Raw genomic sequence first — 26,268 nt, forward strand, 5'->3', positions numbered from 1 at the left:
TAAAAGGGTAAAAACATGACCGGTATGAATAATGTGACAAAACTGGCAGGTGAGCCATCGGGCCAGGAGTTTCTGGTCTTCACGCTGGGCGATGAAGAGTACGGTATTGATATTCTGAAAGTGCAGGAAATTCGCGGCTACGATCAGGTCACGCGCATTGCTAACACGCCTGCGTTTATTAAAGGCGTGACCAACCTGCGCGGCGTGATCGTGCCGATTGTCGACCTGCGAGTGAAATTCGAGCAGCAGGGCGTGGAGTACAACGACAACACGGTGGTGATCGTGCTCAATCTCGGTCAGCGCGTGGTGGGTATTGTGGTTGACGGTGTTTCTGATGTGCTTTCGCTCACTGCCGAGCAAATCCGCCCGGCACCGGAATTCGCGGTGACGCTCTCCACCGAATACCTCACCGGTCTCGGCGCGATCGGCGAGCGGATGCTGATTCTGGTCAACATCGAAAAACTGCTGAACAGCGAAGAAATGGCGCTGCTCGACTCGGCTGCTACTCACGCTGCCTGATAGTATCGGGTTCCTTGCGCTGGATAAGCGCAAGGAACCTTTTTGTTCTGAGACTGATGACAACGCAGTTTTAGCTATTGTGTGCCGTGTTGCCGGGTGGCGGCTACGCCTCACACGGTCTAATAAAAGCATTAATATCAACAGGTTATTTGTGATCTCCAGGCCTGTGCAAGCGAAGCGCCGCAGGGATCACTCCACGGGATAACGCTTGTCAACAGCTGGCTTTTTATTTTGCCTCTCTTTTCCCTCTCTGCCGCTTTCCGCTCGCGCCGTTATTTCGCGCTTTCTTATATGCTTACTATTTTAATAATTACTGCACTTTATTAAGTGTTATTAATATAGAGTTAAGTTGCCTTAACATCGCGTTATTGCCTGCGGTTTCATTGCTGATAATGTCTCTTTTTTCCCAGACTTGTTTTAACTATTTTAAAAAAAATCGCCATATCATCGTGATAACAGTCACAAAAAATAGCTATATTCTATGAAATAAATTGATGGAATAAAAATATAAGGTTTAAGTAGCTGTAATATATAAATAAATTTTTACACCACCAAAATCAGGGATCGTTAAGCGGCTGTCTAATTCAGGTAATCTAAACTAAATTTTAACCAGACGGGTTTATCCTTTGTCATATCAGAGTTAAACGGACTGCGGCGTAAATTAAAACGCCGACCTCATCCCTTTGCCGGAGACGGTACAATGAACCGAATGCGCCTTTTAATCGCGACAAGCAGTATTCTGGTTTTAATGAGTTCACAGGCCCTCGCAGTAACCAGCAGTGGTACTATTGGTGCTACCTTAACATTGACCAATGGTTGCTTAATTAATGGCTCTCCCAGCCAGAATGGTATTAATTTCGGTACGCTGGATTTTGGTACTCACCCTGCAACGTTTTCAACCCTTACCACACAGTTGACGGGCGCGACCGGAGGAAATAGTTTTGGTATTCAATGCACTACTGCCAGTTATTCTGTACAGGTTACCGGAAATACCAATACTACTAATCCTGGCTCTTCAGTCGGTACGCCGGGGACCGATCCGCGTTATTTAGTTAATACCGCAGATACCACTCAGGGTGTTGCATATAACCTTTATAGTGACAGCGGCTTTAATAATGAAATTACTAACGATGCCCCTATTCCTATTGCCTCAAATACCGGTGGCGTTGATAACTATACCCTCTACGGGCGGATACAAGATGGCGGAAATAGCGTTACCGTTGTTCCTGGAACCTATACCGACACGATTAACGTCAGCGTAACTTACTAGCTTCGCACCATGTCGGGACAAAATACAGGCCTCCTGGCGGAGGCCAGGGGGCGTTTACGCTTTTTTCTGGCGCTGGCACTCTTTTTCCCGCTCGCACAGCCGCGGGCAATTACCACGCAAACCTTTCAGGTGAACGCGTCAATTGTGCGCGGTTGTTCAGTGATTAGCGGAACGGGAGGCGAACTGGGATCGCTGAATTTTGGTTCACGCTCGGGTGTCACCTCCGGCACGGTGAGCACCCAGTTTGTCCCTAATACCGCGCTGTCGCTGGCCTGCACGCCGGGAGTGGCGCTCAGTATGAGTATCAATGAGGGACAGCACGCCACCTCCGTGCGCAATATGCAGCGGGCACAAGGCGAGGAGCGCGTTCCTTATCGGCTCTATAACAACAGCTCGCTGGCGGCGAATAGTGAGATAGGCGTCAACCAGACGGTCGCCGTCCCTGTCAGTGACGCCAGCAATATCGTACTGACACTGTTTGGCGTGGCGCAACTGACTGGCTTGAGTCCGGCAGGCGTTTACAGCGATCAACTTACCGTGACCTTATCGTGGTGATTCAGGGAGATATCAATGAGAAGTATTACCACATTATTGCTGGCAGTCTGCCTGCTGCTAACCAGTTCGCTGGTGGGGATCAATAAAGCCACTGCCGCTGCTACCGTTTTACTGTGGCCGATTGACCCCTGGCTGGGTGCTGAGATGAATGCGACCGAACTGTGGATCGAGAATCAGGGCAATAGCGCCACCACCATGCAGGTTCGTATTGTACGCTGGACGCAGGAGGGCGGCTATGAGCGTTATCAGGCGCAACAGGATGTTGTTGCCAGTCCGCCGATCCTGCGTATCGATCGCGGCAGTAAGCAGTTAATCCGCCTGATTAAACAAACCGGCGCGCCATCAGGTACCGAAAAAGCCTATCGCATCATCATCGACGAGATCCCTCAGCCCAACGAGCCGGCGACGCCGCAAATGGGCATCAAACTTCAGATGCGCTATTCGCTGCCATTGTTCGTCTATGGCAACGGGATCCGCACGCAGGTTAATGCGGCCGAACATGCTGACGTTGACAAGAGTCGCTTGCGCTGGCGAACCGTACAACAACAAGGCAAACCGGCGTTAGAGATCACCAATAGCGGCAATGTCCATCTTCGCTTAAGTCAGGTGAGCATAGAGCAGAACGGAAAGAAACATAAGCTGGGAGAAGGGTTACTGGGATATGTTCTCCCCGGTCAGACGCGCCACTGGCCACTGCCGGCAGGCGTCACTCGCCCGGACGAACTGCGGGCGACCATTAATGCAAGGGATGCGCAATGGCACTCCGCACCGGGCAATTAAGTTCGCTGATGCTACTGACTTTTGTCACCAGCGCTACCGCTGTAAACGCCCAGGAGGCGGATGATGCCCTTCCTCCGCCGCCGGATGCGTCCGCGGTAAATACCCGGTCGCTTTATCATCTTGCGCTGGTGATTAATCATTACGATACCCGTCAGGTGCTGCCCGTTGTGCAGCGAGAGGGAAATTACTTCATGTCCAGCGCCGATTTACAGCGTGCCGGACTACCGGGAGAGCATCTGCCGCAAGGGGAGGTTAATCTTTCCACGTTACCGGACGTCCGCGTTGACTATGACGGCAATGGTCAGCGTCTGCTGCTGAGTGTCCCGCGCGACTGGCTACCTGCGCGGGCAACCTCGTTTCAGGATGGGGTGCCCCGCAGCGAGCCGGTGAACGGGCAGGGAGCGCTGGTCAATTACGATCTCTATACCAGCCAGACCGAGCACGGTGCCGGACAGATTTCGCTCTGGCACGAGTTCCGCTACTTCTACGATGCGGGTTCGCTCTCCTCAACCGGTAGCCTGCGGCACACCCTTAGCGGGAATTACCCGCAGCAGGAAGGATATATCCGCTATGACACCACCCTGAACATCACCAATGAAGATGACATCACCCAGTGGAGCGTTGGCGATGTGATCAGCGACTCGCTGAACTGGAGCAACAGTGTGCGCATTGGAGGGCTGCGCTATGGCAGGGATTTTTCTCTGCGCCCCGATCTGGTGACCTGGCCGCTGCCGGCGTTTTCCGGCGAGGCGGCGGTTCCCTCGTCGGTCGATCTGTTTATCGATGGTTACCGCGCCGGGAGCACACAGCTCCAGCCCGGCCCCTTTTCGCTGACCAATTTGCCCTACGTCAACGGTGCGGGTAATGCGGTACTGGTCACGACTGATGCGCTGGGTCGGCAGGTCAGTACGGTGCTGCCGTTTTATGTCGACAGCGAGTTACTCAGCCCCGGCTTAAGCGATGGCGCTATAACCCTGGGGGCGCTGCGCCGCAGCTACGGTGTGGATAATTTTGATTATGGCCCGGCGGTGGCGAGCGGATCGTATCGCTACGGCGTAACTGACTGGCTGACCATGGAAAGCCACGCAGAGAGTGCACAATCGCTGGCGCTGGGCGGCATAGGTAGCATCGTCAGACTCTGGCGGCTGGGCGTGGTGAACAGCGCCTGGAGCCAAAGCGAGATGCGCGGCGAAAGCGGCCATCAACTTAACTGGGGTTACAAGTACAACACCAGCACCTTTAGTCTCGGGACCCAGCATACCCGGCGCAATGCAACGTTTGGTAACCTGGCGCTCTATGACCGCCCGGTGATGATGGACGCCGATAACCATCCTATTGCCAGCCTGAGTAAAAGCGCCGATCAGTATTCTCTCTCCATGAATCTTGAGGAATTTGGCAATGTTGGGGCCGCCTGGATCGGCGTACAGAGTTTTGATGGTCAGCGTAGCGAGCTATTGAATATCTCCTGGAGCCATAATTTGTGGGGCAGCAGCAGTATTTATCTGGCCGCCAGCCATGACCAGCAGCAGGATGACTGGACCATGGCGATGTCGATACAAATTCCGCTTGGCGAGCGGGACGGCGCGGGTATCAGCATGGAAAAAACGCCGGATGCGGGCAGCACGCAGCGCGTCAACTACAGCCATGCCATGCCTGCCGAAGGTGGGTTCGGTTGGGACCTGGCATGGGCCAGACAGTCGCAGGCCAGCCAATATCAGCAGGCGTCACTCGGCTGGCGCAATAACAACGTCGAGTTGCAGGGCGGCGGTTATGGTGAGCGTGACATGATGACCTGGTGGGGTGAAGCGATGGGCGCACTGGTATTGATGGACGGTCAGTTCTTCACCGCTAATAAAATCAACGACGCCTTTGTGGTGATCAGCACCGATGGCTTTGCCGATATTCCGGTCAGCTATGAAAATCAACCGGTGGGGAAAACGGACAAAAACGGTTACCTGCTGGTGAGCGGCGTCTCGGCCTACTATCCGGCAAGTTACCGGATCGATGCGCTGAATCTACCTGCCGATACCCGGTTGCGGGAAACAGAGCAGCGGGTAGCACTGCGTCGTAACAGCGGATATCTGGTAGAGTTCCCGATGACCCAAACGAAGGTCGCCAGCGTTATCCTCCATGACGAAGAGGGACATGACATTCCGCTGGGAAGCCAGGTTTACCGAAACCGGCAGGCAACAACGGTGGTGGGTTATGACGGTATTGCCTGGCTGGAAAATCTCAGCGCGGTGAATGAACTGAAAATTGCAAAAACCGACGGTTCCACCTGTTATGTGACGCTTACGCTGCGGGAAAATCCGCTGCATAAACTGCAAACTTACGGGCCGTTGACCTGTAAGGCAGGCCAGTAATGAAACGTCTGCCTTTTCTGCTGGTGCTGCTTTTCCTGTTCGCGCCGGGGCTGCGCGCCGCCTGCGTGTTGAGCGTTGGCAATGCGGCGTTCGGCACGCTCTCTTCATTTAGCGTAAGCAATAATGAGTCGCAAGTCGCGGTGAATCTGGTGGTTGAATGCGACACCATTCTGAATCTGCTGACCAATGACTCGGTGACGCTCAACTATACCAGCGCCTCGCTTAATGCCAGTAATCGGGCAACGTTGCGGCGTACCGATACGCCAGCCAATCCGGATGCGATCCCGGTGCGGCTATGCGGCGGACAGAACTGTTCTGCTACCACCGAAACCACCATCGGACAAAGTTATACCTGGAGCGGAAATACGCTTCTCGGCCTGCTCTCCTCAAAACGCTATACGCTGCCGGTTTATATACGTACCGTTGGCGGCCAAAGCGTTAGCGCCGGTCCGTATCGGGTAACGCTGAATTTCTCGGTAAGCTACAGCGTCTGTTCGCTGGGGATATCGTTACTTTGTACCACCGCGCAAACAGGTACCCGCACCCTGAGCACCCAGGTCGATCTGACCGTGACTAACGACTGCATTACTATCAATGCGCCCAACGTTAATTTTGGCAGTGCACCACTGGTGCGGGATTTCCCCACCATTTCTCAGTCGGTGGGAATTACCTGTACCAAAGGCAGCAGCTACACGGTAGGGATTAATAACGGAAGCTGGGCAAACGGCAACGTGCGCAATATGGCGTTCGGGGCGAACCGGCTGAGCTACGATATTTACAAAGGCAGCACGACTAACCGCTGGGGCAGCACCGGCGCGGAACGCTGGGACAGTAACAGTTCATCGGCCGTGAGTCAGGACGGATTACTGCGCACGTATAATTACACCGCCCGCATCCTGAGCGGGCAAACCACGCCCCCCGTCGGCGACTATAGCGACACGCTGCTGATCGACATCGCCTTCTGATCAAGACCAGTAAGATTATTCCGTAACGCAAACATAAAGTTCCCTTCCGGCTTGCCGATAACTTCGATAACAAGCCATTGAGAAGGTGATGTATGTTGAATCGTATCCGCGTTGTCACATTGCTGATGATGGTGCTGGGCGTCTTCGCGCTATTGCAACTGTTATCCGGCGGTCTGCTTTTCTCCTCTTTACAGCAGAATCAGCAAAGCTTTGTTCTTTCCAACGATCTTCGTACTCATCAGGCTGAAATCAATAAAAGCTGGGCGCTGATGCTGCAAACGCGCATCAACCTCAGCCGCTCTTCCGCTCGCATGATGATGGACGCGACAAATCAGCAGAGCAGCGCGAAAACCGATCTGCTGAAAAATGCCCGCAGCACGCTTGATGACGCGGCCAGCCATTACGCTGCTTTCCAGCGCACGCCGCAGCCAAAGGAGATGCTGGCCGCCAGTCAGACGCTGGACGCCGGTTACCAGAAATACCACGCCGCGCTGACGGAGCTGATCCAGTTCCTCGAAAACGGTCAGATGGAGGCTTACTTCGCTCAGCCCACGCAGGGAATGCAGAATGCAATGGGCGAGGCGATGACGCAGTACGCGGCGTTAAGCGAATCGCTTTACCAGCAAGCGTTTACCGCCAGCGCGCAGGATTACCGCTTTGCCCAGTGGCAACTGGCGATCCTGGCGCTGGTGCTGGTGATTGTGCTGGTCGGCGTCTGGTACGCCATTCGCCATATTTTGCTCACGCCACTGGCGGCGATTATTCGCCATCTGCGCCACATCGCCAGCGGTGATTTGACCCAGCGCGTGACGCTCTCCGGGCGCAATGAAATGACCGAGCTTGCCGGGACGGTCGATCATATGCAGCAGGAACTCATCAATACGGTGAGCAACGTGCGCGGCGGCTCGGATGCCATTTATAGCGGCATGACGGACATCGCCCGTGGCAACCACGATCTCTCTTCACGTACCGAACAGCAGGCTGCCGCGCTGGAAGAAACTGCCGCCAGCATGGAACAACTGACCGCGACAGTGAAACAGAATGCCGACAATGCGCGTCAGGCTTCACAGCTTGCCCGCAGCGCGTCCGACACAGCCCGCCACGGGGGTAAGGTGGTAGACGGCGTGGTTAACACCATGCACGACATTGCCGCCAGTTCGAAAAAAATTGCCGATATCACCAGCGTTATCGACGGCATCGCCTTCCAGACCAACATCCTTGCGCTTAACGCTGCGGTTGAAGCGGCGCGCGCCGGAGAGCAGGGGCGCGGCTTTGCCGTCGTGGCGGGCGAAGTGCGCAACCTTGCCAGCCGTAGCGCGCAGGCAGCCAAAGAGATCAAAACCCTGATTGATGACTCCGTTTCGCGCGTCGATACCGGCTCGGTACTGGTCGAAAGCGCGGGCGAAACGATGGCCGACATTGTTAACGCCGTGACCAGGGTCAACGACATTATGGGCGAAATTGCTTCCGCCTCGGACGAGCAAAGCCGGGGGATTGATCAGGTGGCGCTGGCGGTAGCCGAAATGGATCGGGTCACCCAGCAGAACGCCACGCTGGTACAGGGTGCCGCTGCATCCGCCGCAGAACTAGAAGAGCAGGCGAGTCGACTGACCCAGGCGGTATCGGCATTTCGTCTCTCTGGTATCGCCACTCAGACCGCGTCTTTACAGCCAGTGGCGGTGGCAGCACAGCATTCACGTCCGGCAATCGTCGGTGCTGATAATAACTGGGAAACCTTTTAATTTTTTGTGATGGCGGCGCGTTGCCGCGTAATGGGAGCGTTGATGTTTAATCGTATTCGTATCTCGACCACGTTATTTTTGATCCTTGTACTCTGTGGTGTGCTACAGGTAGGAAGCAACGGCTTGTCCTTCTGGGCCTTTCGCGACGGCGTGCAGAACGTCAACCAAATCGAGCGTAGCAACCATCAGCGCACGCTGCTGATGCAAAGCCGGGCGGTAATGCTACAGGCCAGTAACGCGCTGAATAAAGCCGGAACGCTGACGGCCCTGAGCTATCCGCCAGAAGAGATCAAGGCGCTGATGACCCGCGCCCGTGACAGCATGAAGCTGGCGGATAAGTACATTGCCGAGCTGCTGGCGCTACCTGCGGTAACCGATACCGGCAAGGCGCTGCAATCTGAAACTAAAAAAAGCTTCACCGCCTGGCGTAACGATCTGGAACATCAGGCCACCTGGCTTGAAAGCAACCAGCTTTCCGACTTTATGAGCGCCCCGGTTGAGCAATCCCAGCAGGCGTTTGATAAAAACTTCACCGCCTGGCAGACGCATATCGATCAGCTGATGGGGCAGGCGCGCCACGGCAGTGAAAAGAACTACCACATGTCGGCGGCGATTTTCATCGCGATGGTGATCATTGCCGGTCTGCTGACCACCGCCTCGCTGTTCTGGTCACGACGGATGATCGTTCAGCCGCTGGCAATTATTTCCAGCCACTTTGACAGCATTGCCCAGGGCAATCTTGCCCGCCCGGTCGCGGTGTACGGCAAAAATGAAATCTCGGCGATTTTTGCCAGCCTGAAAGCGATGCAGACGGCGCTACGGGCCACCGTGAGCGAAGTCCGTCAGGGCAGCTTTGCGATGCATACGGGTATTTCAGAAATCGCCGAGGGCAATAACGATCTCTCATCACGTACTGAACAACAGGCGGCCTCGCTGGCAGAAACCGCCGCCAGCATGGAGCAGTTAACCGCGACGGTCGGACAGAACGCCGATAACGCTCGTCAGGCGTCCGGGCTGGCGCGCAGCGCGGCAGACACCGCCAAAAAAGGCGGCGAACAGGCCGCGCACGTCGCTGACACCATGCGTGATATCGAAACCAGTTCGCAGAAGATTGGCGACATCATCAGCGTTATCGACGGCATCGCTTTCCAGACCAACATCCTGGCGCTTAACGCGGCGGTAGAAGCGGCGCGTGCCGGTGAGCAGGGGCGCGGTTTTGCCGTGGTCGCGGGGGAAGTACGTAACCTCGCCAGCCGCAGTGCGCAGGCGGCAAAAGAGATCAAAGTGCTGATTGAAGCCTCAGTCTCCCGGGTTCAGGAAGGATCGTCCCAGGCAGGCACCGCCGCCAAAACCCTGAGTGAAATCGTCCGCTCCATCACCCAGGTTAACGACATCATGGGTGAAATCGCCTCCGCCTCAGATGAACAGCGCCGGGGCATTGAGCAGGTGGCACTGGCGGTCAGCCAGATGGATCAGGTCACCCAGCAGAACGCCGCGCTGGTCGAAGAGGGGGCTGCCGCCACCGGCGAACTAACCAACCAGGCGAACCATTTGACCGCGCTGGTTTCCCGTTTTCAGCTTGAAGAGCAACCTGCAACGCAAGAAGTACGGACGCCGCCCGTTGTGGCGTCAGAGATCTCCTGAAGGTAATTGAGAAGGCGCTATGACATCATCGCTGCCCGCCGGGCAAACGTCTTTACTTATGCAGATGACGCAGCGCCTCGCGCTGTCCGACACGCACTTTCGTCGGATATGTCAGTTGATTTACCAGCGCGCAGGGATCGTGCTGGCGGACCACAAGCGTGACATGGTCTACAACCGTCTGGTGCGCCGTTTACGCACCCTCGGGCTGGAGGACTTTGGTCACTATCTGGGGATGCTGGAAGCCAATCCAAACAGCGCAGAGTGGCAGGCGTTTATTAACTCGCTGACCACCAACCTGACCGCCTTCTTCCGGGAAGGGCATCACTTTCCGGTGCTGGCGGAGCATGCCCGCAAACGTCAGGGGGAATACCGCGTCTGGAGTGCGGCAGCGTCTACCGGTGAAGAGCCTTACTCGCTGGCGATCACCCTCGCCGATACCCTGGGAACCGCGCCGGGACGCTGGAAGGTCTACGGCAGCGACATCGATACCGAAGTGCTGCGTAAAGCGCAGGAGGGGATTTACCGTCAGGAGGAGTTAAAAACCCTGTCGCCGCAGCAGCTTCAGCGTTACTTCATGCGCGGCACCGGACCACATTCCGGGCTGGTGCGGGTGCGACAAGAGCTGGCGAACTATGTCGAGTTCTCGCCGTTAAATCTGCTGGAAAAACAGTACAACGTGCAGGGGCCGTTTGACGCCATCTTCTGTCGTAACGTGATGATCTACTTTGATAAAACGACGCAGCAGGACATTTTGCGCCGCTTTGTACCGCTGCTCAAACCCGACGGGCTGTTGTTTGCCGGACACTCGGAAAACTTCAGCCAACTGGTGCGCGATTTTACCCTGCGCGGGCAGACGGTCTACGCACTGAGTAAGGAAAAAGCATGAGCAAGATCAGGGTGCTCTCGGTCGACGACTCGGCGCTGATGCGCCAAATCATGACCGAAATTATAAACAGTCATAGCGACATGGAGATGGTGGCGACTGCACCCGATCCACTGGTCGCGCGCGATCTCATCAAGAAATACAACCCGGACGTGCTGACGCTGGATGTCGAAATGCCGCGCATGGACGGGCTGGATTTTCTGGAAAAACTGATGCGTCTGCGCCCGATGCCGGTGGTGATGGTCTCGTCACTGACCGGTAAAGGCTCGGAGGTTACGCTGCGCGCGCTGGAACTTGGCGCGATCGATTTTGTGACCAAGCCGCAGCTAGGCATTCGCGAAGGGATGCTGGCCTACAGCGAGATGATCGCCGAAAAAGTGCGCACCGCCTCCAGGGCTAAACTGGCGGCGCACAAACCGATTGCGGCATCGGTGACGCTGAAAGCCGGGCCGCTATTGAGTTCGGAAAAACTGATGGTGATCGGTGCCTCCACCGGTGGCACCGAGGCGATTCGCCATGTGCTTCAGCCGCTGCCGCTCTCCAGCCCCGCGGTATTGATCACCCAGCATATGCCACCAGGGTTTACCCGATCCTTCGCCGAGCGTCTGAACAAACTCTGTCAGATCAGCGTGAAAGAAGCCGAGGACGGCGAACGCGTGCTGCCGGGCCATGCCTATATTGCACCCGGCGATAAGCATATGGAGCTGGCGCGTAGCGGGGCCAACTACCAAATCAAAATTCATGACGGTCCGCCGGTTAACCGGCACCGTCCGTCAGTCGATGTGTTGTTTCATTCGGTGGCGAAACATGCGGGGCGCAACGCCGTCGGGGTGATCCTGACGGGGATGGGCAACGATGGCGCGGCCGGAATGCTGGCGATGCACCAGGCGGGTGCCTGGACTATCGCCCAGAACGAAGCAAGTTGTGTGGTGTTCGGCATGCCGCGCGAAGCCATCAATACCGGTGGTGTGAGCGAAGTGGTCGATCTTAGTCAGATAAGCCAGCAGATGCTGGCGAAAATCAGTGCCGGACAGGCAATACGTATTTGAACCAGGAGTAATTTTTTATGGCGGATAAAGAGCTTAAGTTTTTGGTTGTGGATGACTTTTCCACCATGCGTCGCATTGTGCGTAACCTGCTAAAAGAGCTGGGATTCAACAACGTTGAAGAAGCAGAAGATGGCGTGGATGCACTGAATAAATTGCAGGCGGGTGGCTTTGGTTTTGTGATCTCCGACTGGAACATGCCCAATATGGACGGTCTGGAGCTGTTAAAAACCATTCGTGCTGATGGCGCAATGTCGTCGTTGCCGGTACTGATGGTGACAGCAGAAGCGAAGAAGGAAAACATCATTGCTGCCGCGCAAGCGGGGGCCAGCGGCTACGTGGTTAAACCCTTCACCGCAGCCACTCTGGAAGAAAAGCTGAATAAGATTTTCGAGAAACTTGGCATGTAAGGACCTGTTATGATGCAATCTTTCAATCTTGCTGAAGAACATTCAGCCGGCGATATAATTGCCCGCATCGGTAGTCTGACCCGTATGTTGCGTGACAGCCTGCGCGAACTGGGTCTGGATCAGGCCATCGCCGAAGCGGCGGAAGCGATCCCCGATGCCCGCGATCGTCTTGACTATGTGGTACAAATGACCGCCCAGGCGGCAGAGCGCGCGCTAAACTGCGTGGAACTTTCACAACCGCACCAGAACCAGATGGAAAGCCAGGCCAAAGCGCTCTCCGGGCGCTGGGACCAGTGGTTTGAAAATCCGATTGAACTGTCGGACGCCCGCGAGCTGGTGAGTGATACCCGCAGCTATCTGGCGGATGTACCGGGCCACACCAGTTTTACCAATGCGCAACTGCTGGAAATCATGATGGCCCAGGATTTCCAGGATCTCACCGGTCAGGTGATCAAACGCATGATGGATGTGATCCAGGAAATCGAGCGCCAGCTGTTAATGGTGCTGCTGGAGAACATGCCGGAGCCGGGCGCGCGGGCGAAACGTGAAAACGAAAGCCTGCTCAACGGCCCGCAGGTTGACGCCTCCAAAGTCGGCGTGGTCGCCAGCCAGGACCAGGTTGACGATCTGCTGGACAGTTTAGGTTTTTGATGTAACGTGCGCCGCTTTTTCAAAAGCGGCGCATCCCTCCGAAGCGAATCGGTTTTTCTCCCCGCAAGGCTAACATCCTAAAAGGCCCTTTTTACCTCAGCTATTCCGCGCATTAGCCCCGGTCGATTCTGGCATGATAACGGCTGGTAAAAGGCAGGGCGAGCATAACGCGTGGCAGAAGATAGCGACGACAAAACAGAATCCCCCACCCCCCAGCGACTTGAAAAAGCGCGTGAGGAAGGGCAGATCCCCCGATCCCGTGAATTGACGTCGCTGCTGATTTTGCTGGTAGGCGTCTGCGTCATCTGGATTGGCGGGGAATCGCTTGCCCGCAGGCTGGCGGCGCTGCTTTCAGGCGGGCTACGCTTCGACCACGGCATTATTAACGATCCCAACCTTATTCTCGGACAAATCATCCTGCTGATCCGCGAGGCGATGTTCGGGCTGTTGCCGTTAATTACCGGCGTGGTGATCGTGGCGCTGGTGGCTCCGGTCATGCTCGGCGGGCTGGTTTTTAGCGGCAAGTCGCTCTCCTTAAAACTCGATAAACTCAACCCGTTGCCCGGTCTTAAGCGCATGTTCTCAGCCCAGTCGGTGGCGGAACTGGTGAAAGCGCTGCTCAAAGCGGTGCTGGTAGGCAGTGTGACCGGGTTTTATCTCTGGTCACACTGGCCGGATATGATGCATTTAATTAGCCAGTCGCCGCTGACGGCGATGGGCAACGCGCTGGATCTGGTTGGCCTGTGCGCGCTGCTGGTGGCGCTCGGGGTGATCCCGATGGTGGGGTTTGACGTCTTCTGGCAAATCCACAGTCACCTGAAAAAATTGCGCATGTCGCGGCAGGATATCCGCGATGAATTCAAACAGAGCGAAGGCGACCCGCACGTGAAGGGGCGTATTCGCCAGATGCAGCGTGCGGCGGCGCGGCGACGAATGATGGCCGATGTGCCGAAAGCCGATGTGATTGTTACCAACCCCACCCATTACTCGGTCGCATTGCAGTACGACGAAAGCAAAATGAGCGCGCCGAAAGTAGTGGCGAAAGGGGCGGGGCTGGTGGCGCTGCGTATTCGTGAGCTGGCGGCTGAACATCGGGTGCCGGTACTGGAAGCACCGCCGCTGGCGCGTGCGCTTTATCGACATGCGGAAATCGGTCAGCAGATCCCCGGCCAGCTGTATGCGGCGGTGGCGGAAGTGCTGGCGTGGGTCTGGCAGCTTAAACGCTGGCGACTGGCGGGTGGGCAGCGCCCGCAAAAACCTGAAAATCTTCCGGTGCCAGAGGCGCTGGATTTTATGAATGAGAAGGACACTGATGGCTAACCTGGTGGCAATGTTACGTCTGCCCAACAACCTGAAATCGACGCAATGGCAGGTGCTGGCCGGGCCGGTGCTGATTTTACTGATCCTGTCGATGATGGTGCTGCCGCTGCCGGCATTCATTCTCGACATGCTGTTTACCTTTAATATCGCGCTGTCGATTATGGTGCTGCTGGTGGCGATGTTCACCCAGCGCACGCTTGAATTTGCGGCGTTCCCGACGATCCTGCTGTTCACTACGCTGCTGCGTCTGGCGCTTAACGTGGCTTCAACGCGTATTATCCTCATGGACGGGCATACCGGCGGCGCAGCGGCAGGGAAGGTGGTCGAGGCGTTCGGACACTTCCTCGTCGGCGGTAATTTCGCCATCGGCATCGTGGTCTTTATTATCCTCGTTATTATCAACTTTATGGTTATCACCAAAGGTGCCGGACGTATCGCCGAAGTGGGTGCGCGTTTTGTGCTGGATGGGATGCCGGGCAAACAGATGGCGATTGATGCCGATCTCAACGCCGGGTTGATCGGTGAAGACGAGGCGAAAAAGCGCCGCTCTGAGGTCACGCAAGAGGCGGACTTCTACGGCTCAATGGACGGGGCGAGTAAATTCGTGCGCGGTGATGCGGTGGCCGGGATTTTGATCATGGTGATCAACGTCATTGGTGGCCTGCTGGTCGGCGTGTTACAGCACGGTATGCCGATGGCAAAAGCGGCGGAATCCTACACCCTGCTGACCATCGGTGACGGTCTGGTGGCACAGATCCCGGCGCTGGTGATCTCCACGGCGGCGGGCGTTATCGTTACCCGCGTCAGCACCGAGCAGGATGTCGGTGAGCAGATGGTGACGCAGCTGTTTAATAATCCGCGCGTCATGATGTTGAGCGCCGGGGTATTAGGTTTGCTTGGCCTGGTGCCAGGGATGCCGAACTTTGTGTTTCTGCTGTTTACCGCCGCCCTTCTGGGACTGGCCTGGTGGGCGCGTGGTCGTGAAGCCAAGGTAGTTGCCGAGCCGACGCCGGTCAAAATGCCGGAAAATACCCAGGCCGCTGAAGCCACGTGGAGCGACGTGCAGCTTGAAGATACGCTGGGGATGGAAGTGGGTTATCGGTTGATCCCGATGGTCGATTTTCAGCAGGATGGCGAACTGCTGGGGCGCATCCGCAGTATTCGTAAAAAGATTGCCCAGGATTTGGGCTTCCTGCCGCCGGTGGTACATATCCGTGACAACATGGATCTCTCTCCGGCGCGTTACCGCATTTTAATGAAAGGCGTGGAGATCGGCAGCGGCGAAGCGTATCCGGGACGCTGGCTGGCCATTAACCCTGGCACCGCCGCAGGGTCGTTGCCCGGCGAGCAGACGGTGGATCCGGCGTTTGGCCTGGCTGCCATCTGGATCGAGAGTGCGCTGAAAGAGCAGGCGCAAATTCAGGGCTTTACCGTGGTGGAAGCCAGTACTGTGGTCGCTACCCATCTCAATCATCTGATCAGCCAGTTTGCGGCAGAGCTGTTTGGCCGTCAGGAAGCGCAGCAGTTGCTGGATCGGGTGACGCAAGAGATGCCGAAGCTGACGGAAGATTTGGTGCCGGGTGTGGTCACGCTGACGACGCTACATAAAGTGCTGCAAAACCTGCTGGAAGAGAAAATCCCGATCCGCGATATGCGCACCATTCTGGAAACGCTGGCGGAGCATGCGCCGGTGCAGAGCGATCCGCACGAGCTGACCGCGGTGGTGCGCGTGGCGCTGGGCCTTGCTATTACCCAACAATGGTTCCCCGGCAGCGGGGAAGTTCAGGTTATCGGTCTGGATACGCCGCTGGAGCGTCTGCTGCTTCAGGCGTTGCAGGGCGGCGGCGGACTGGAGCCGGGTCTGGCCGATCGCCTGCTGGCGCAGACGCAAGAAGCGTTAGGGCGTCAGGAGATGCTGGGTGCGCCGCCGGTGCTGCTGGTGAATCACGCCCTGCGTCCGCTGCTGGCGCGTTTCCTGCGCCGCAGCCTGCCCCAGCTTGTCGTGCTGTCGAATATGGAGTTGTCGGATAACCGCAATATCCGCATGACCGCCACCATCGGAGGCAAATAATGCATAAATTAGTCTGGCTGATGCTGTTGCCGCTGAGTGCCATGGCCGCGGGCGAGGGCGCATGGCAGGCCAGCGGACGAGGCGTAACGCTGAATCATCGCGGTGTGGCGGCCTCTTCCGCGCCGCTTTCCTCTTCTCAACCGGTGAACGGGCTGATGACCCTGGTGGCCTGGCGTTACGAGCTGAACGGCCCGACGCCTGCTGGCCTGAATGTGCGTTTATGTTCACAAAGCCGTTGTGTGCCGCTGGACGGGCAGAGCGGCACCACCCGGGGGCTGACCGGCGTACCTGCCGTGGAGCCGTTGCGCTTCGTCTGGGATGTTCCGGGGGGAGGACGCCTGCTACCCGCTCTGAAAGTCTCCAGCAATCAGGTGATCGTTAACTACCGCTAATCGCTGCCTTTTTCACCGGCTGTCAGGCAAATCTGATGGCTGGCTCTCATTTTTGACCCGTCCTTTTGATACAAAAGAAACGCTGTTTTATAAATCAGTGAGGTGAGTAGCGCGACTCTTTGCGTTTTTGCCATTTACGGCAAGGTAATGGCAAAAACGAAAAGGTAAGCCATTCTGCATACTTTTACTGTAGCCGTGTAATAACTCCCTTTGGCGAAGCCAAATTGCCGGGGGTATCCCAAAATAAAAAAGGGTACGGCAATGAATACACGCAAACCAAAACTCGTTAACTATCTCGCTTACGGATCGGGCGACTTCCTCGGCGCGGGAACCACAGCGCTCACCGCCGCATGGCTGTTGTATTTCTACACCACTTTTTGCGGCTTAACGCCGATTGAAGCCACCTTTATTTTTGCGACCGCCAGGGTACTGGATGCGGTCGTCAGCCCGCTGATGGGCTTTTTGACCGACAACTTCGGTTCCACCTGGCTCGGCAAGCGTTTTGGCCGCCGTAAATTCTTTATTCTGCTCGGCATCCCCTGCGTCTTTAGCTATTCGCTAATGTGGGTCGGGGAGATGAGCTTCTGGTACTACCTGCTGACCTATCTCATTTTTGACGTGGTCTACACCATGATCCTGGTGCCTTATGAAACGCTGGTACCGGAGATGACCGATGACTTCAAACAGAAAACCAAATTTTCCGGCGCTCGAATTTCGATGGCGCAGATGTCGGCCATTCTTGCGTCCTTCCTGCCGGGCGTGCTGTTGACCGCATTCGGTAAAGATAATCCGATCTCTTTCTTCTACGCGAGTCTGGTGTTCTCCGTGCTCTGCGCGATCATGCTGACCCTGGTCTGGTGCTTTACCTGGGAGCGTCCGCGTGAAGCGTGGACCGAGGCAGCGCTGAGAGCGGAAGAAGAGAAACGCAGCCTGACGCTTGGACAGAGTCTGAACCGGCTGGTGATTGAGCTTTCCTCCACGCTGCGTATTAAGATCTTTCGTCAGCATCTTGGGATGTATCTTGGCGGCTACATTGCGCAGGATGTGTTTAACGCGGTGTTTACCTACTATGTGGTCTTTGTGCTAATGCAGGAAGCCTCGCTGGCCTCGAATCTGCTGGGTACAATGGCGATTTTCCAGTTCATCGCGGTGATTGCGATGATCCCGCTGTGCATCCGTTTTGGGCCTGCGCCCTCTTACCGAATGGTTGTTGTTCTGTTCGGTCTCGCCTCGATTTCCTATGCCGTACTCTATTACGCGGGCCTCAGCGATGTTTATTCGCTGCTGCTGTTGCTTTCCGCCGTCGCCGGCCTGGGACGCGGGGGCATCAACTACGTACCGTGGAACACCTACACCTATATCGCCGACGTAGATGAAGTCATTACCGGGCAGCGTCGTGAAGGGATTTTTGCCGGGATCATGACCCTGACGCGCAAAGCCTCGCAGGCGGGTGCGGTGATGCTGGTGGGGATCATCATGCAGATGTCCGGTTTCGTCTCCGGGCAGAAAACGCAGCCGCCGGAGGTGAGTCACACCATTCTGATGATTTTAAGCGTGGGCACGATTATTGTGCTGGCCTGCGGTTTCCTGGTCTCCCTGCGCTTCAAACTGAATTTAAAAACCCACAGCGTCCTGCGTGAAGAAACCGCGAAGATGCGCGAGGCTGGACACGCGTTGCCGGAAAGCGTGACGCCGGAGGCGCGTGCGACGGTCGAAATGCTGGCGGGATTGCCCTACGACACGCTGTGGGGAAATAACAATATTGGTTATCTCAATCGTAATAAACCCGCTGCGCGTCCGCTCAGTCAGGGTGCTCCATTGAATTCGACATACAACAGAGGTTAAGGATATGAAGGTTTGGCCTGTCAAACATAGCGCGTTACTCCGTCAGCCAGAGCGTTTTATCAGCAGGGAGGAACTTCAGGCGCTGATTCAGAAGGTCACGCACAATCTGGTCAATATTCACGATGAAAGCGGTGAATTTTTGCTGCGACTGGATGACGGGCGGGTGATCGACACTAAGGGCTGGGCCGGATGGGAGTGGACGCACGGCGTAGGTCTGTACGGCATCTGGCAGTATTACCAACAGACGGGCGATCTTCAGATGCGCGATATTATCGACGCCTGGTTCGCTGACCGTTTTGCCCAGGGTGCGACCACCAAAAACGTCAATACCATGGCCCCGTTCCTGACACTGGCGTATCGCTATGAGGAGAGCCATAACCCGGCATACCTGCCATGGCTGGAGACGTGGGCGGAATGGGCCATGTACGAGATGCCGCGCACCGAACACGGTGGAATGCAGCACATTACCCTCGCGGAAGAGAATCATCAGCAGATGTGGGACGACACGCTGATGATGACCGTTCTGCCGCTGGCGAAAATCGGTAAATTGCTTAATCGGCCGGAGTATGTTGAAGAGGCGACCTATCAATTCCTGCTTCATGTGCAGAACCTGATGGATCGGGAAACCGGCTTGTGGTTCCACGGCTGGAATTATGACGGACACCATAACTTTGCTAACGCCCGCTGGGCGCGTGGCAACAGTTGGTTAACCATCGTGATCCCGGATTTCCTCGAATTGCTGGATTTGCCTGCTAACAACGCGGTGCGCCGCTATCTGGTGCAGGTCCTGAACGCGCAGATTGCCGCGCTGGCGAAATGCCAGGACGACAGCGGTCTGTGGCATACGCTGCTGGACGATCCGCACTCATACCTGGAAGCCTCCGCCACTGCCGGATTTGCCTATGGTATTTTAAAAGCGGTGCGTAAACGCTACGTCGGACCGGAGTATGTAGAGATTGCCGAGAAAGCGATTAAAGGGATTGTGGCGCATATTTCGCCGGAAGGGGAGTTGCTGCAAACGTCCTTCGGTACGGGTATGGGGTCAGATCTGGATTTTTATCGCCAGATCCCGCTGACCTCGATGCCTTATGGGCAGGCGATGGCGAATTTGTGCCTGACGGAGTATTTGCGTAAGTATTTTTGATGGGAGTAATTAATGAAAAGCCAGTCAGGAAACTGACTGGCTTAGGGTTGATTACAAAGCTGCTTTGCTACTGTGTTCGCCGTTCTGCCGGGTGGCGGCTTCGCCTTACTCAGCCTACGAAAACCATCAACAAGTTATGCGTAACCCGTAGGCCTGTGCAAGCGCAGCGCCGCCAGGCATAATTTCACGGTCTCACGTTTGTCAGCAGTCTGAGCCAGTCAGGAAACTGACTGGCTTTTTTGCTTTTATCTTCAGATAATTCAGTTTATGGACCCTGACAGGAGGATCGCCATGCCATTATTTGAACATCTATTCGGAAAAGCGGCCTCAGAAAATACCTTTATTAACGATCTCAATCTTATACCTGAAAACGCAACGCCCGAGGGCTGGCAGAAGATCTGCGACGTCGCGGTGGGTGGTCTGACGGAGGTGGGTTTCTCGCGTGTTTCTCCTCTGCTTATGGTGATTTCATCCTCAGGAAGAGGCATTTTTAACTGCTTTACAGGCGAGAAGTGTCATCGGGATTATGAGGAATTCTTTGAAGGCTACCATCCGGCCAGTTTAACCTGCCGCGGAACCGGACCACTGGCGGATGAGGTCATTACTATTGCGGGGTTATGCGGCGGCGGTTTACCTGCCGTAAATCAGTATGGCGAGAGCGTTGAATGTATCGCGCCTGAATGGCCAAAGGAAAAAATTGTCTACTGTCCGCCGGGCAAAACAGCGCTTATTAGAAAGTTCCAGCAGGGCTGTTGCGTTATTGCAAAGGATTACAGCTTTCGTGCTGCCGGATTTTCCTGGGATGGGAGTGTCTTGCTGGTGGCCGTTTCGAGTGGGCTGACGTTATGGCGTCGGAAAGAGTGAATATAAAACGGTGCACCCTGGCACCGTTTTATAAGCAGTATTACATCCGTTCTGGCGTCTCAATTCCCAGCATATCCAGCCCCAGCTTCAGCGTTTTCGCCGTTAGCAGCGCCAGTTTCAGGCGGCTGTTACGCACCTCTTCACTCTCAGCGGTGAGGATCGGGCAGTGCTCGTAGAAGCCAGAGAACAGGCCGGCGAGATCGTACAGGTAGGCGCACATGACGTGCGGTGTCCCTTCACGCGCCACCACGGTGATGGTTTCCTCGAACTGTAACAGGCGGGCCGCCAGCTGGGCTTCACGATCTTCGCTGATGCGCACCGTGGTGTTCAGCAGTTGCTGCTCATCAATTTGCGCTTTGCGGAAAACGGAAAGCACGCGGGTATAGGCATACTGCATATACGGCGCGGTATTGCCTTCAAAGGCCAGCATGTTATCCCAGTCGAAAATATAATCGGTAGTCCGGTTTTTCGACAGGTCAGCGTATTTCACCGCGCCAATACCGACCGCGTTGGCCAGTTTCTCCAGCTCGTCGGCAGGCATCTCCGGGTTCTTTTCGGCCACCAGACGGCAGGCGCGTTCCAGCGCTTCATCCAGCAGGTCGGACAGTTTCACCGTGCCGCCCGCGCGGGTTTTAAACGGTTTGCCATCTTTGCCGAGCATCATGCCGAACATGTGGTGTTCCAGCGGCACGGACTCTGGCACATAGCCCGCTTTGCGCACGATGGTCCATGCCTGCATCAGATGCTGGTGCTGACGGGAGTCGATATAATACAGCACGCGATCGGCATGCAGCGTCTCGTAACGGTATTTGGCACAGGCGATGTCGGTGGTGGTATAAAGGTAGCCGCCATCCTTTTTCTGGATGATCACGCCCATCGGTTCGCCTTCCTTGTTTTTATATTCATCAAGGAAAACCACCGTCGCGCCTTCGCTCTCGACCGCCAGCCCTTTGGCTTTCAGATCGGCCACGATGCCCGGCAGCATTGGATTATACAGGCTTTCACCCATCACGTTATCGCGGGTCAGCGTGACGTTGAGGCGCTGATAGGCGATCTGATTCTGCGCCATGGTGATATCCACCAGCTTGCGCCACATCTCGCGGCAGTATTCGTCGCCGCCCTGAAGCTTGACCACGTAGCCACGCGCGCGCTCGGCGAATTCAGCGTCTTCGTCGTAATGTTTTTTGGCGTCGCGGTAAAACGCTTCGAGGTCCGCCAGCGCCATCTCACCGGCGTTTTCCTGCTGCTGTTTTTCCAGATACGCGATCAGCATCCCGAACTGGGTGCCCCAGTCACCGACATGGTTAGCGCGGATCACGTTATGGCCGAGAAACTCCTGAGTACGTACCGCTGCATCGCCGATGATGGTCGAACGCAGGTGGCCGACGTGCATCTCTTTCGCCACATTTGGTGCGGAGTAGTCGATCACAATGGTCTGCGGTGCCGGCTGTACAACGCCCAGACGTTCAGATTTCAGCGCATCGTCCACCAGGCCTGCGAGGAAAGCGGGTTCCAGAAAGATATTGATAAAGCCCGGCCCGGCAATCTCGGTTTTGCTGGCGATACCGCTAAGATCGAGATGAGTCAGAACCTGTTCTGCCAGTTGTCGCGGTGCCATGCCCAGTTTTTTGGCGACGGCCATGACGCCGTTTGCCTGATAATCGCCAAACTGTACTTTAGCCGACTGACGAACCTGCGGTTCGCAATCGGTGGGAGCACCCGCCGCAATCAGCGCCTGGCTGACTTTTTCTGAGAGAAGAGCCTGAATATTCACCGGAATACCTTACGTTGATGGCGTGACGTCATGGAATAAACCGCGCCGCGCCGACATGAGAAAAATTAGCCCGTCATTATACTGCATTTGCCAGGGAGCGTCAGCACACGCTAATCAAAGGTTGGTTCGCCCGCGGCGACAGGGTAAATTAGCGGTTTTACAGACAATTTCAGGCAACGAGCATGGCCCACTGGCAGACAACAGATGAATTACAGGATATTTGCGCAGACTTACCGCGTTTCACGCAGGCGCTGGCGCAGCTTAGCGCCCGGCTGGGACTGGATATTACGCCGCTGGACGCCGATCATATTTCGCTGCGCTGTCATCAAAACACCACAGCGGAGCGCTGGCGGCGTGGTTTTGAACGGTGCGGTGAACTGCTGTCAGAAAATAACATTAATGGCCGGCCCATCTGTCTTTTCAAACTGGCGGAACCTGTTGAGGTCGCCCACTGGCGCTTCACGGTGGTGGAACTGCCCTGGCCTGGCGAAAAGCGTTATCCGCATGAAGGCTGGGAACATATCGAAATAGTGCTGCCGGGCGCGCCGGAAACACTTAATGCGCGCGCGCTGGCATTGTTGTCTGATGAGGGGCTTAGTCAACCAGGGATTGCGGTGAAAACCAGTTCACCAAAAGGCGATAATGAACGTCTACCTAACCCCACGCTGGCGGTTACCGACGGTAAAATCACCCTCAAATTTCATCCGTGGTCGATTGAGGCAATTGTCGCCAGCGAAGCACAGACGGAGGATTGAAAATTTTTCATGCAGGGTTGATAGTTACCCTCTTTTTCCACTGATGGAACCCAAATGACTCCGACGTTAACTCCGCTGATGATGAAAACCGGCGTGCTGATCCTGCTGCTTATCCTGGTTTATACCGGCGTGGCGACCCACGATGGTGCGACATGGCTGATGGAAGTGACGCCGGTCATTATCGTTATACCGCTATTGCTCCTGACGCAGCGGCGCTATCCGCTGACGCCGCTGCTTTATGTCCTTATTTTTTTCCACGCCATCATCCTGATTGTCGGTGGAATGTATACCTACGCGAAGGTGCCGATTGGTTTCGACGTTCAGGCGTGGTTTGGCCTGAGCCGTAACCCTTACGATAAACTCGGGCACTTTTTTCAGGGGCTGGTTCCGGCGCTGGCGGCGCGGGAGATCCTGCTGCGTGGGCAGATTATCCGCGGCAAGAAAATGCTGGCGTTTATCGTCTGCTGCATTGCGCTGGCAATCAGCGCCACCTACGAGCTGATTGAATGGTGGGCCGCGCTGGCGATGGGGCAGGGCGCGGATGATTTTCTCGGTACCCAGGGCGATCCGTGGGATACCCAGTCAGATATGTTTTGTGCGCTACTCGGCGCGCTGACGACGGTGCTGATTTTAGCAGGCTGGCATACGCGCCAGCTTCTGCACTACCGCTTACTTACACCCGTAAAGGACTAAAGGAGAACGTATGGCGCTACTGGAAATTTGCTGTTACAGCCTGGAGTGTGCGCTTGCCGCCCAGCAACACGGCGCGGATCGCATCGAACTTTGTGCCGCACCGCTGGAAGGGGGCTTGACGCCCTCATACGGGGTGCTGAAATCGGTCCGCCAGCAGGTGAGCGTCCCGGTACATCCCATTATTCGGCCGCGTGGCGGCGACTTTTGCTACAGCGACGGCGAGTTTGCCACCATGCTGGAGGATGTCCGTACCGTCCGTGAACTGGGTTTTCCCGGGCTGGTGATCGGCGTGCTGGATGAAGACGGCAATGTCGATTTACCCCGGATGGCACAAATAATGGCGGCGGCAGGCAATCTCGCCGTCACTTTTCATCGGGCATTTGATATGTGTGCCGATCCTGTTCAGGCTTTTGATAACCTTAACAAAATTGGGGTCGCGCGCATCCTGACGTCTGGTCAACAGGCTAACGCGGAAAAAGGAGTTTCATTAATTGCGGAACTTATTGCCCGTTCCCGTGTTCCAATTATTATGGCCGGATCCGGCGTTCGCGCTGGCAATCTCGAAACGTTTCTCAACGCAGGTGTTAAAGAGGTCCACAGCTCCGCTGGCGGATGGATCCCCTCCACAATGCGCTACCGTAATCCTGGATTATCCATGTCGACGGACCCGAACGCGGACGAATATCAGCGTTACGCCGTCAACGGAGAATCGGTGGCAGAGATGAAAGCGATTATCACGCGTTTCAGCCAACAGCATTAACGATTTTTACCGCGCATCATGTCGCCCATATGATGCTTGCTTGTACCAGGCCCCTGCATTTACAGGGGCCTTTTTTTATCTTCAGGGCTTGCGGGCAATCAGCACCGCGCGCAGGGGAGCGGGGTATCCTTCGACCGTTTTTTGACTGTCATTCGGATCGAGGAAGTCGGCCAGCGACTCGGTGATCATCCAGTCGGTACGTCGCTGCTCTTCAGTGGTCGTTACCGAAACATCGGCGATGCGTACGTCAACAAAACCGCATTTTTCCAGCCAGTTTTTCAGCGCCAGGGCGGAAGGAATAAAATAGACGTTGCGCATTTGCGCGTAGCGATCGCCCGGCACCAGCACGGTATTTTCATCGCCTTCCACCACCAGCGTTTCCAGTACCAGCTCGCCATCTTTGACCAGTTGATCTTTAAGCTGCCACAGGTGCTCCAGCGGCGAGCGGCGGTGATACAGGACGCCCATCGAAAAGACGGTATCAAAGGCGTTGAGCGCCGGAAGCTGCTCAATCCCCAGCGGCAACAGATGCGCGCGTCGGTCATCGCCCAGCAGTTTACGCACCGCTTCAAACTGGCAGAGGAACAGATGCGTCGGATCGATACCCACCGCCATCTGCGCGCCCGCACCAATCATCCGCCACAGGTGATAACCGCTGCCGCAGCCGACATCGAGAATGGTACGTCCGCTGAGATCGGAAAGGTGCGGCAGAACGCGATCCCACTTCCAGTCGGAGCGCCATTCGGTATCGATATCCACGCCATAAAGCGAGAACGGACCTTTACGCCACGGCATCAGATTACGCAGCAGAGTTTCAATGCGCGTCAACTGACCCTGACTGAGCGGTGTTTCGCTTTCGGCAGTGACGCTGTGCAGCAGGTCGAGACGATAGGGAGACAGCTCCGGCAGGAATTCAACGGCGTTGGTCCACTGCTTGAACAACCCGTGCTGCGATTCGCGCTGCCAGCTGGCGATTTGCGCAGGCAGCGTTTCCAGCCAGTGCGCCAGCGGGCCTTTGGCGATTTGCTGATAGAAGCTTCCAAACTCAATCATGCTGCAACCCCGGCTTTCAGTGCCACCAGCGAACCAAAGTTAAAGCACTGGAACCACAGTTCGCTGTGCTCAAAACCCGCCTGGTGCAGACGCGCTTTATGCGCTTCCACCGAGTCGGTGAGCATCACGTTTTCCAGCATGCTGCGCTTCTGGCTGATTTCCAGTTCGCTGTAGCCGTTAGCGCGTTTAAAGTCATGGTGCATATTGAACAGCAGTTCGCCGACGGTCGCATCTTCGAAACTGAATTTTTCCGACAGCACCAGCGCGCCGCCGGGATTCAGCCCCTGATAAATTTTGTCCAGCAACGCCTGTCGCTCAGGGGGAGCCAAAAATTGCAGGGTAAAATTCAGCACTACCATTGAGGCATTTTCAATCCTGACGTCGCGGATATCGCCCTCAATGACATTAACAGGCGTGGGCGCTTTATACGCGTCAAGATGACGACGGCAACGCTCAATCATCGCGGGCGAGTTATCAATCGCGATAATCTGGCAGCCTTCATGCGCGATATTACGGCGAATAGAGAGCGTGGCAGCCCCGAGCGAACAGCCCAGATCGTACACCTGCGTCTGCGGCTGGACGAAACGTTCAGCGAGCATACCGATCATCGAAATGATATTAGAGTAACCGGGAACCGAGCGCTGGATCATATCCGGGAAGACTTCGGCTACCCGTTCATCAAAGGTCCAGTCACCGAGGCTGGCGATAGGCGCAGAAAAAAGCGTGTCGCGATCAGACATAACGTTAAAACCTAAAATAAAAAAAGTGG

At 55.8% G+C, this 26,268-nt stretch carries 24 protein-coding genes; 21 read left to right on the forward strand and 3 right to left on the reverse strand.

The annotated features are described in order from the left end of the window. Positions 1–15 precede the first annotated feature (15 nt). The 18 genes from cheW (at position 16) to INT84_RS09475 (ending at position 20,464) form a co-directional block, all read left to right on the forward strand. Positions 16–519 (forward strand): chemotaxis protein CheW, encoded by a 504-nt coding sequence (gene cheW / locus INT84_RS09390; protein WP_176918918.1) that lies wholly within the window; start codon positions 16–18, stop codon positions 517–519. A gap of 700 nt (positions 520–1,219) precedes the next feature. Beyond that, complete coding sequence (locus tag INT84_RS09395) at positions 1,220–1,789, forward strand: spore coat protein U domain-containing protein (RefSeq protein ID WP_194206580.1); 570 nt, start codon at positions 1,220–1,222, stop codon at positions 1,787–1,789. A 9-nt stretch (positions 1,790–1,798) separates the two neighbouring features. Further along, positions 1,799–2,344 carry a spore coat U domain-containing protein gene (locus tag INT84_RS09400; protein ID WP_194206581.1) on the forward strand — a complete coding sequence of 182 codons (546 nt, stop codon included), beginning with the start codon at positions 1,799–1,801 and terminating at the stop codon, positions 2,342–2,344. 15 nt (positions 2,345–2,359) lie between these two features. After that, the gene (locus tag INT84_RS09405) at positions 2,360–3,124 is read left to right on the forward strand and encodes a molecular chaperone (protein ID WP_194206582.1); all 765 of its coding nucleotides are present in this window, start codon (positions 2,360–2,362) and stop codon (positions 3,122–3,124) included. Then, positions 3,100–5,487 (forward strand): fimbria/pilus outer membrane usher protein, encoded by a 2,388-nt coding sequence (locus tag INT84_RS09410; RefSeq protein ID WP_194206583.1) that lies wholly within the window; start codon positions 3,100–3,102, stop codon positions 5,485–5,487. Before INT84_RS09405 ends, INT84_RS09410 begins: the two co-directional genes overlap by 25 nt. Continuing rightward, positions 5,487–6,452 (forward strand): spore coat U domain-containing protein, encoded by a 966-nt coding sequence (locus INT84_RS09415; RefSeq protein ID WP_194206584.1) that lies wholly within the window; start codon positions 5,487–5,489, stop codon positions 6,450–6,452. Before INT84_RS09410 ends, INT84_RS09415 begins: the two co-directional genes overlap by 1 nt. Positions 6,453–6,544: 92 nt before the next feature. Beyond that, a complete protein-coding gene (gene tar, locus INT84_RS09420; RefSeq protein WP_194206585.1) occupies positions 6,545–8,194 on the forward strand; it encodes a methyl-accepting chemotaxis protein II in 1,650 nt (549 codons plus the stop codon). A gap of 42 nt (positions 8,195–8,236) precedes the next feature. Further along, complete coding sequence (gene tap / locus INT84_RS09425) at positions 8,237–9,838, forward strand: methyl-accepting chemotaxis protein IV (RefSeq protein ID WP_194206586.1); 1,602 nt, start codon at positions 8,237–8,239, stop codon at positions 9,836–9,838. 19 nt (positions 9,839–9,857) lie between these two features. Continuing rightward, positions 9,858–10,724: a protein-glutamate O-methyltransferase CheR gene (gene cheR / locus INT84_RS09430; protein WP_176918912.1), complete on the forward strand. Its 867-nt coding sequence runs from the start codon at positions 9,858–9,860 to the stop codon at positions 10,722–10,724. Further along, on the forward strand, positions 10,721–11,770 hold the full coding sequence (locus tag INT84_RS09435; RefSeq protein ID WP_176918911.1) for a chemotaxis response regulator protein-glutamate methylesterase: 1,050 nt from the start codon (positions 10,721–10,723) through the stop codon (positions 11,768–11,770). Before cheR ends, INT84_RS09435 begins: the two co-directional genes overlap by 4 nt. A 17-nt stretch (positions 11,771–11,787) precedes the next feature. Continuing rightward, positions 11,788–12,177, forward strand: coding sequence for a chemotaxis response regulator CheY (cheY, locus tag INT84_RS09440; RefSeq protein ID WP_176918910.1), 390 nt, complete (start codon positions 11,788–11,790; stop codon positions 12,175–12,177). Between the two features lie 9 nt (positions 12,178–12,186). After that, positions 12,187–12,828, forward strand: a complete 642-nt coding sequence (gene cheZ / locus INT84_RS09445; RefSeq protein WP_176918909.1) for a protein phosphatase CheZ — start codon at positions 12,187–12,189, stop codon at positions 12,826–12,828. A gap of 171 nt (positions 12,829–12,999) precedes the next feature. Further along, positions 13,000–14,148, forward strand: a complete 1,149-nt coding sequence (flhB, locus tag INT84_RS09450; RefSeq protein ID WP_194206587.1) for a flagellar biosynthesis protein FlhB — start codon at positions 13,000–13,002, stop codon at positions 14,146–14,148. After that, on the forward strand, positions 14,141–16,219 hold the full coding sequence (gene flhA, locus INT84_RS09455; protein WP_194206838.1) for a flagellar biosynthesis protein FlhA: 2,079 nt from the start codon (positions 14,141–14,143) through the stop codon (positions 16,217–16,219). Before flhB ends, flhA begins: the two co-directional genes overlap by 8 nt. Next, positions 16,219–16,611 (forward strand): flagellar protein FlhE, encoded by a 393-nt coding sequence (locus tag INT84_RS09460; RefSeq protein WP_176918903.1) that lies wholly within the window; start codon positions 16,219–16,221, stop codon positions 16,609–16,611. Before flhA ends, INT84_RS09460 begins: the two co-directional genes overlap by 1 nt. 261 nt (positions 16,612–16,872) lie before the next feature. Then, positions 16,873–18,456: an MFS transporter gene (locus INT84_RS09465; protein ID WP_194206588.1), complete on the forward strand. Its 1,584-nt coding sequence runs from the start codon at positions 16,873–16,875 to the stop codon at positions 18,454–18,456. A 4-nt stretch (positions 18,457–18,460) separates the two neighbouring features. Next, entirely contained in the window at positions 18,461–19,600 is a 1,140-nt protein-coding gene (locus INT84_RS09470) for a glycoside hydrolase family 105 protein (protein ID WP_194206589.1), read from the forward strand. 291 nt (positions 19,601–19,891) lie between these two features. After that, positions 19,892–20,464, forward strand: a complete 573-nt coding sequence (locus INT84_RS09475) for a hypothetical protein (protein WP_194206590.1) — start codon at positions 19,892–19,894, stop codon at positions 20,462–20,464. Between the two features lie 40 nt (positions 20,465–20,504). Here INT84_RS09475 and argS read toward each other — a convergent pair whose 3' ends face one another. Further along, positions 20,505–22,238, reverse strand: coding sequence for an arginine--tRNA ligase (argS, locus tag INT84_RS09480; RefSeq protein WP_194206591.1), 1,734 nt, complete (start codon positions 22,236–22,238; stop codon positions 20,505–20,507). Between the two features lie 182 nt (positions 22,239–22,420). On the opposite strand from argS, the gene INT84_RS09485 reads away from it, so the two are divergent. Genes INT84_RS09485 through cutC form a run of 3 tightly spaced genes read left to right on the forward strand, consistent with a single transcriptional unit; the run spans position 22,421 to position 24,446 of the window. Further along, complete coding sequence (locus tag INT84_RS09485; RefSeq protein WP_194206592.1) at positions 22,421–22,993, forward strand: VOC family protein; 573 nt, start codon at positions 22,421–22,423, stop codon at positions 22,991–22,993. A 54-nt stretch (positions 22,994–23,047) separates the two neighbouring features. Further along, positions 23,048–23,686 (forward strand): DUF2238 domain-containing protein, encoded by a 639-nt coding sequence (locus INT84_RS09490; RefSeq protein ID WP_194206593.1) that lies wholly within the window; start codon positions 23,048–23,050, stop codon positions 23,684–23,686. 10 nt (positions 23,687–23,696) lie between these two features. After that, complete coding sequence (gene cutC, locus INT84_RS09495) at positions 23,697–24,446, forward strand: copper homeostasis protein CutC (RefSeq protein WP_194206594.1); 750 nt, start codon at positions 23,697–23,699, stop codon at positions 24,444–24,446. Between the two features lie 81 nt (positions 24,447–24,527). Here cutC and cmoB read toward each other — a convergent pair whose 3' ends face one another. Together cmoB and cmoA are read right to left on the reverse strand one after the other, a co-directional pair. Next, complete coding sequence (gene cmoB / locus INT84_RS09500; RefSeq protein ID WP_194206595.1) at positions 24,528–25,499, reverse strand: tRNA 5-methoxyuridine(34)/uridine 5-oxyacetic acid(34) synthase CmoB; 972 nt, start codon at positions 25,497–25,499, stop codon at positions 24,528–24,530. Further along, the gene (cmoA, locus tag INT84_RS09505; protein WP_194206596.1) at positions 25,496–26,239 is read right to left on the reverse strand and encodes a carboxy-S-adenosyl-L-methionine synthase CmoA; all 744 of its coding nucleotides are present in this window, start codon (positions 26,237–26,239) and stop codon (positions 25,496–25,498) included. Before cmoA ends, cmoB begins: the two co-directional genes overlap by 4 nt. Positions 26,240–26,268: the final 29 nt, after the last annotated feature.

It is taken from the genome of Superficieibacter sp. 1612_C1, from assembly GCF_015234305.1.
Classification (GTDB): Bacteria; Pseudomonadota; Gammaproteobacteria; order Enterobacterales; family Enterobacteriaceae; genus Superficieibacter.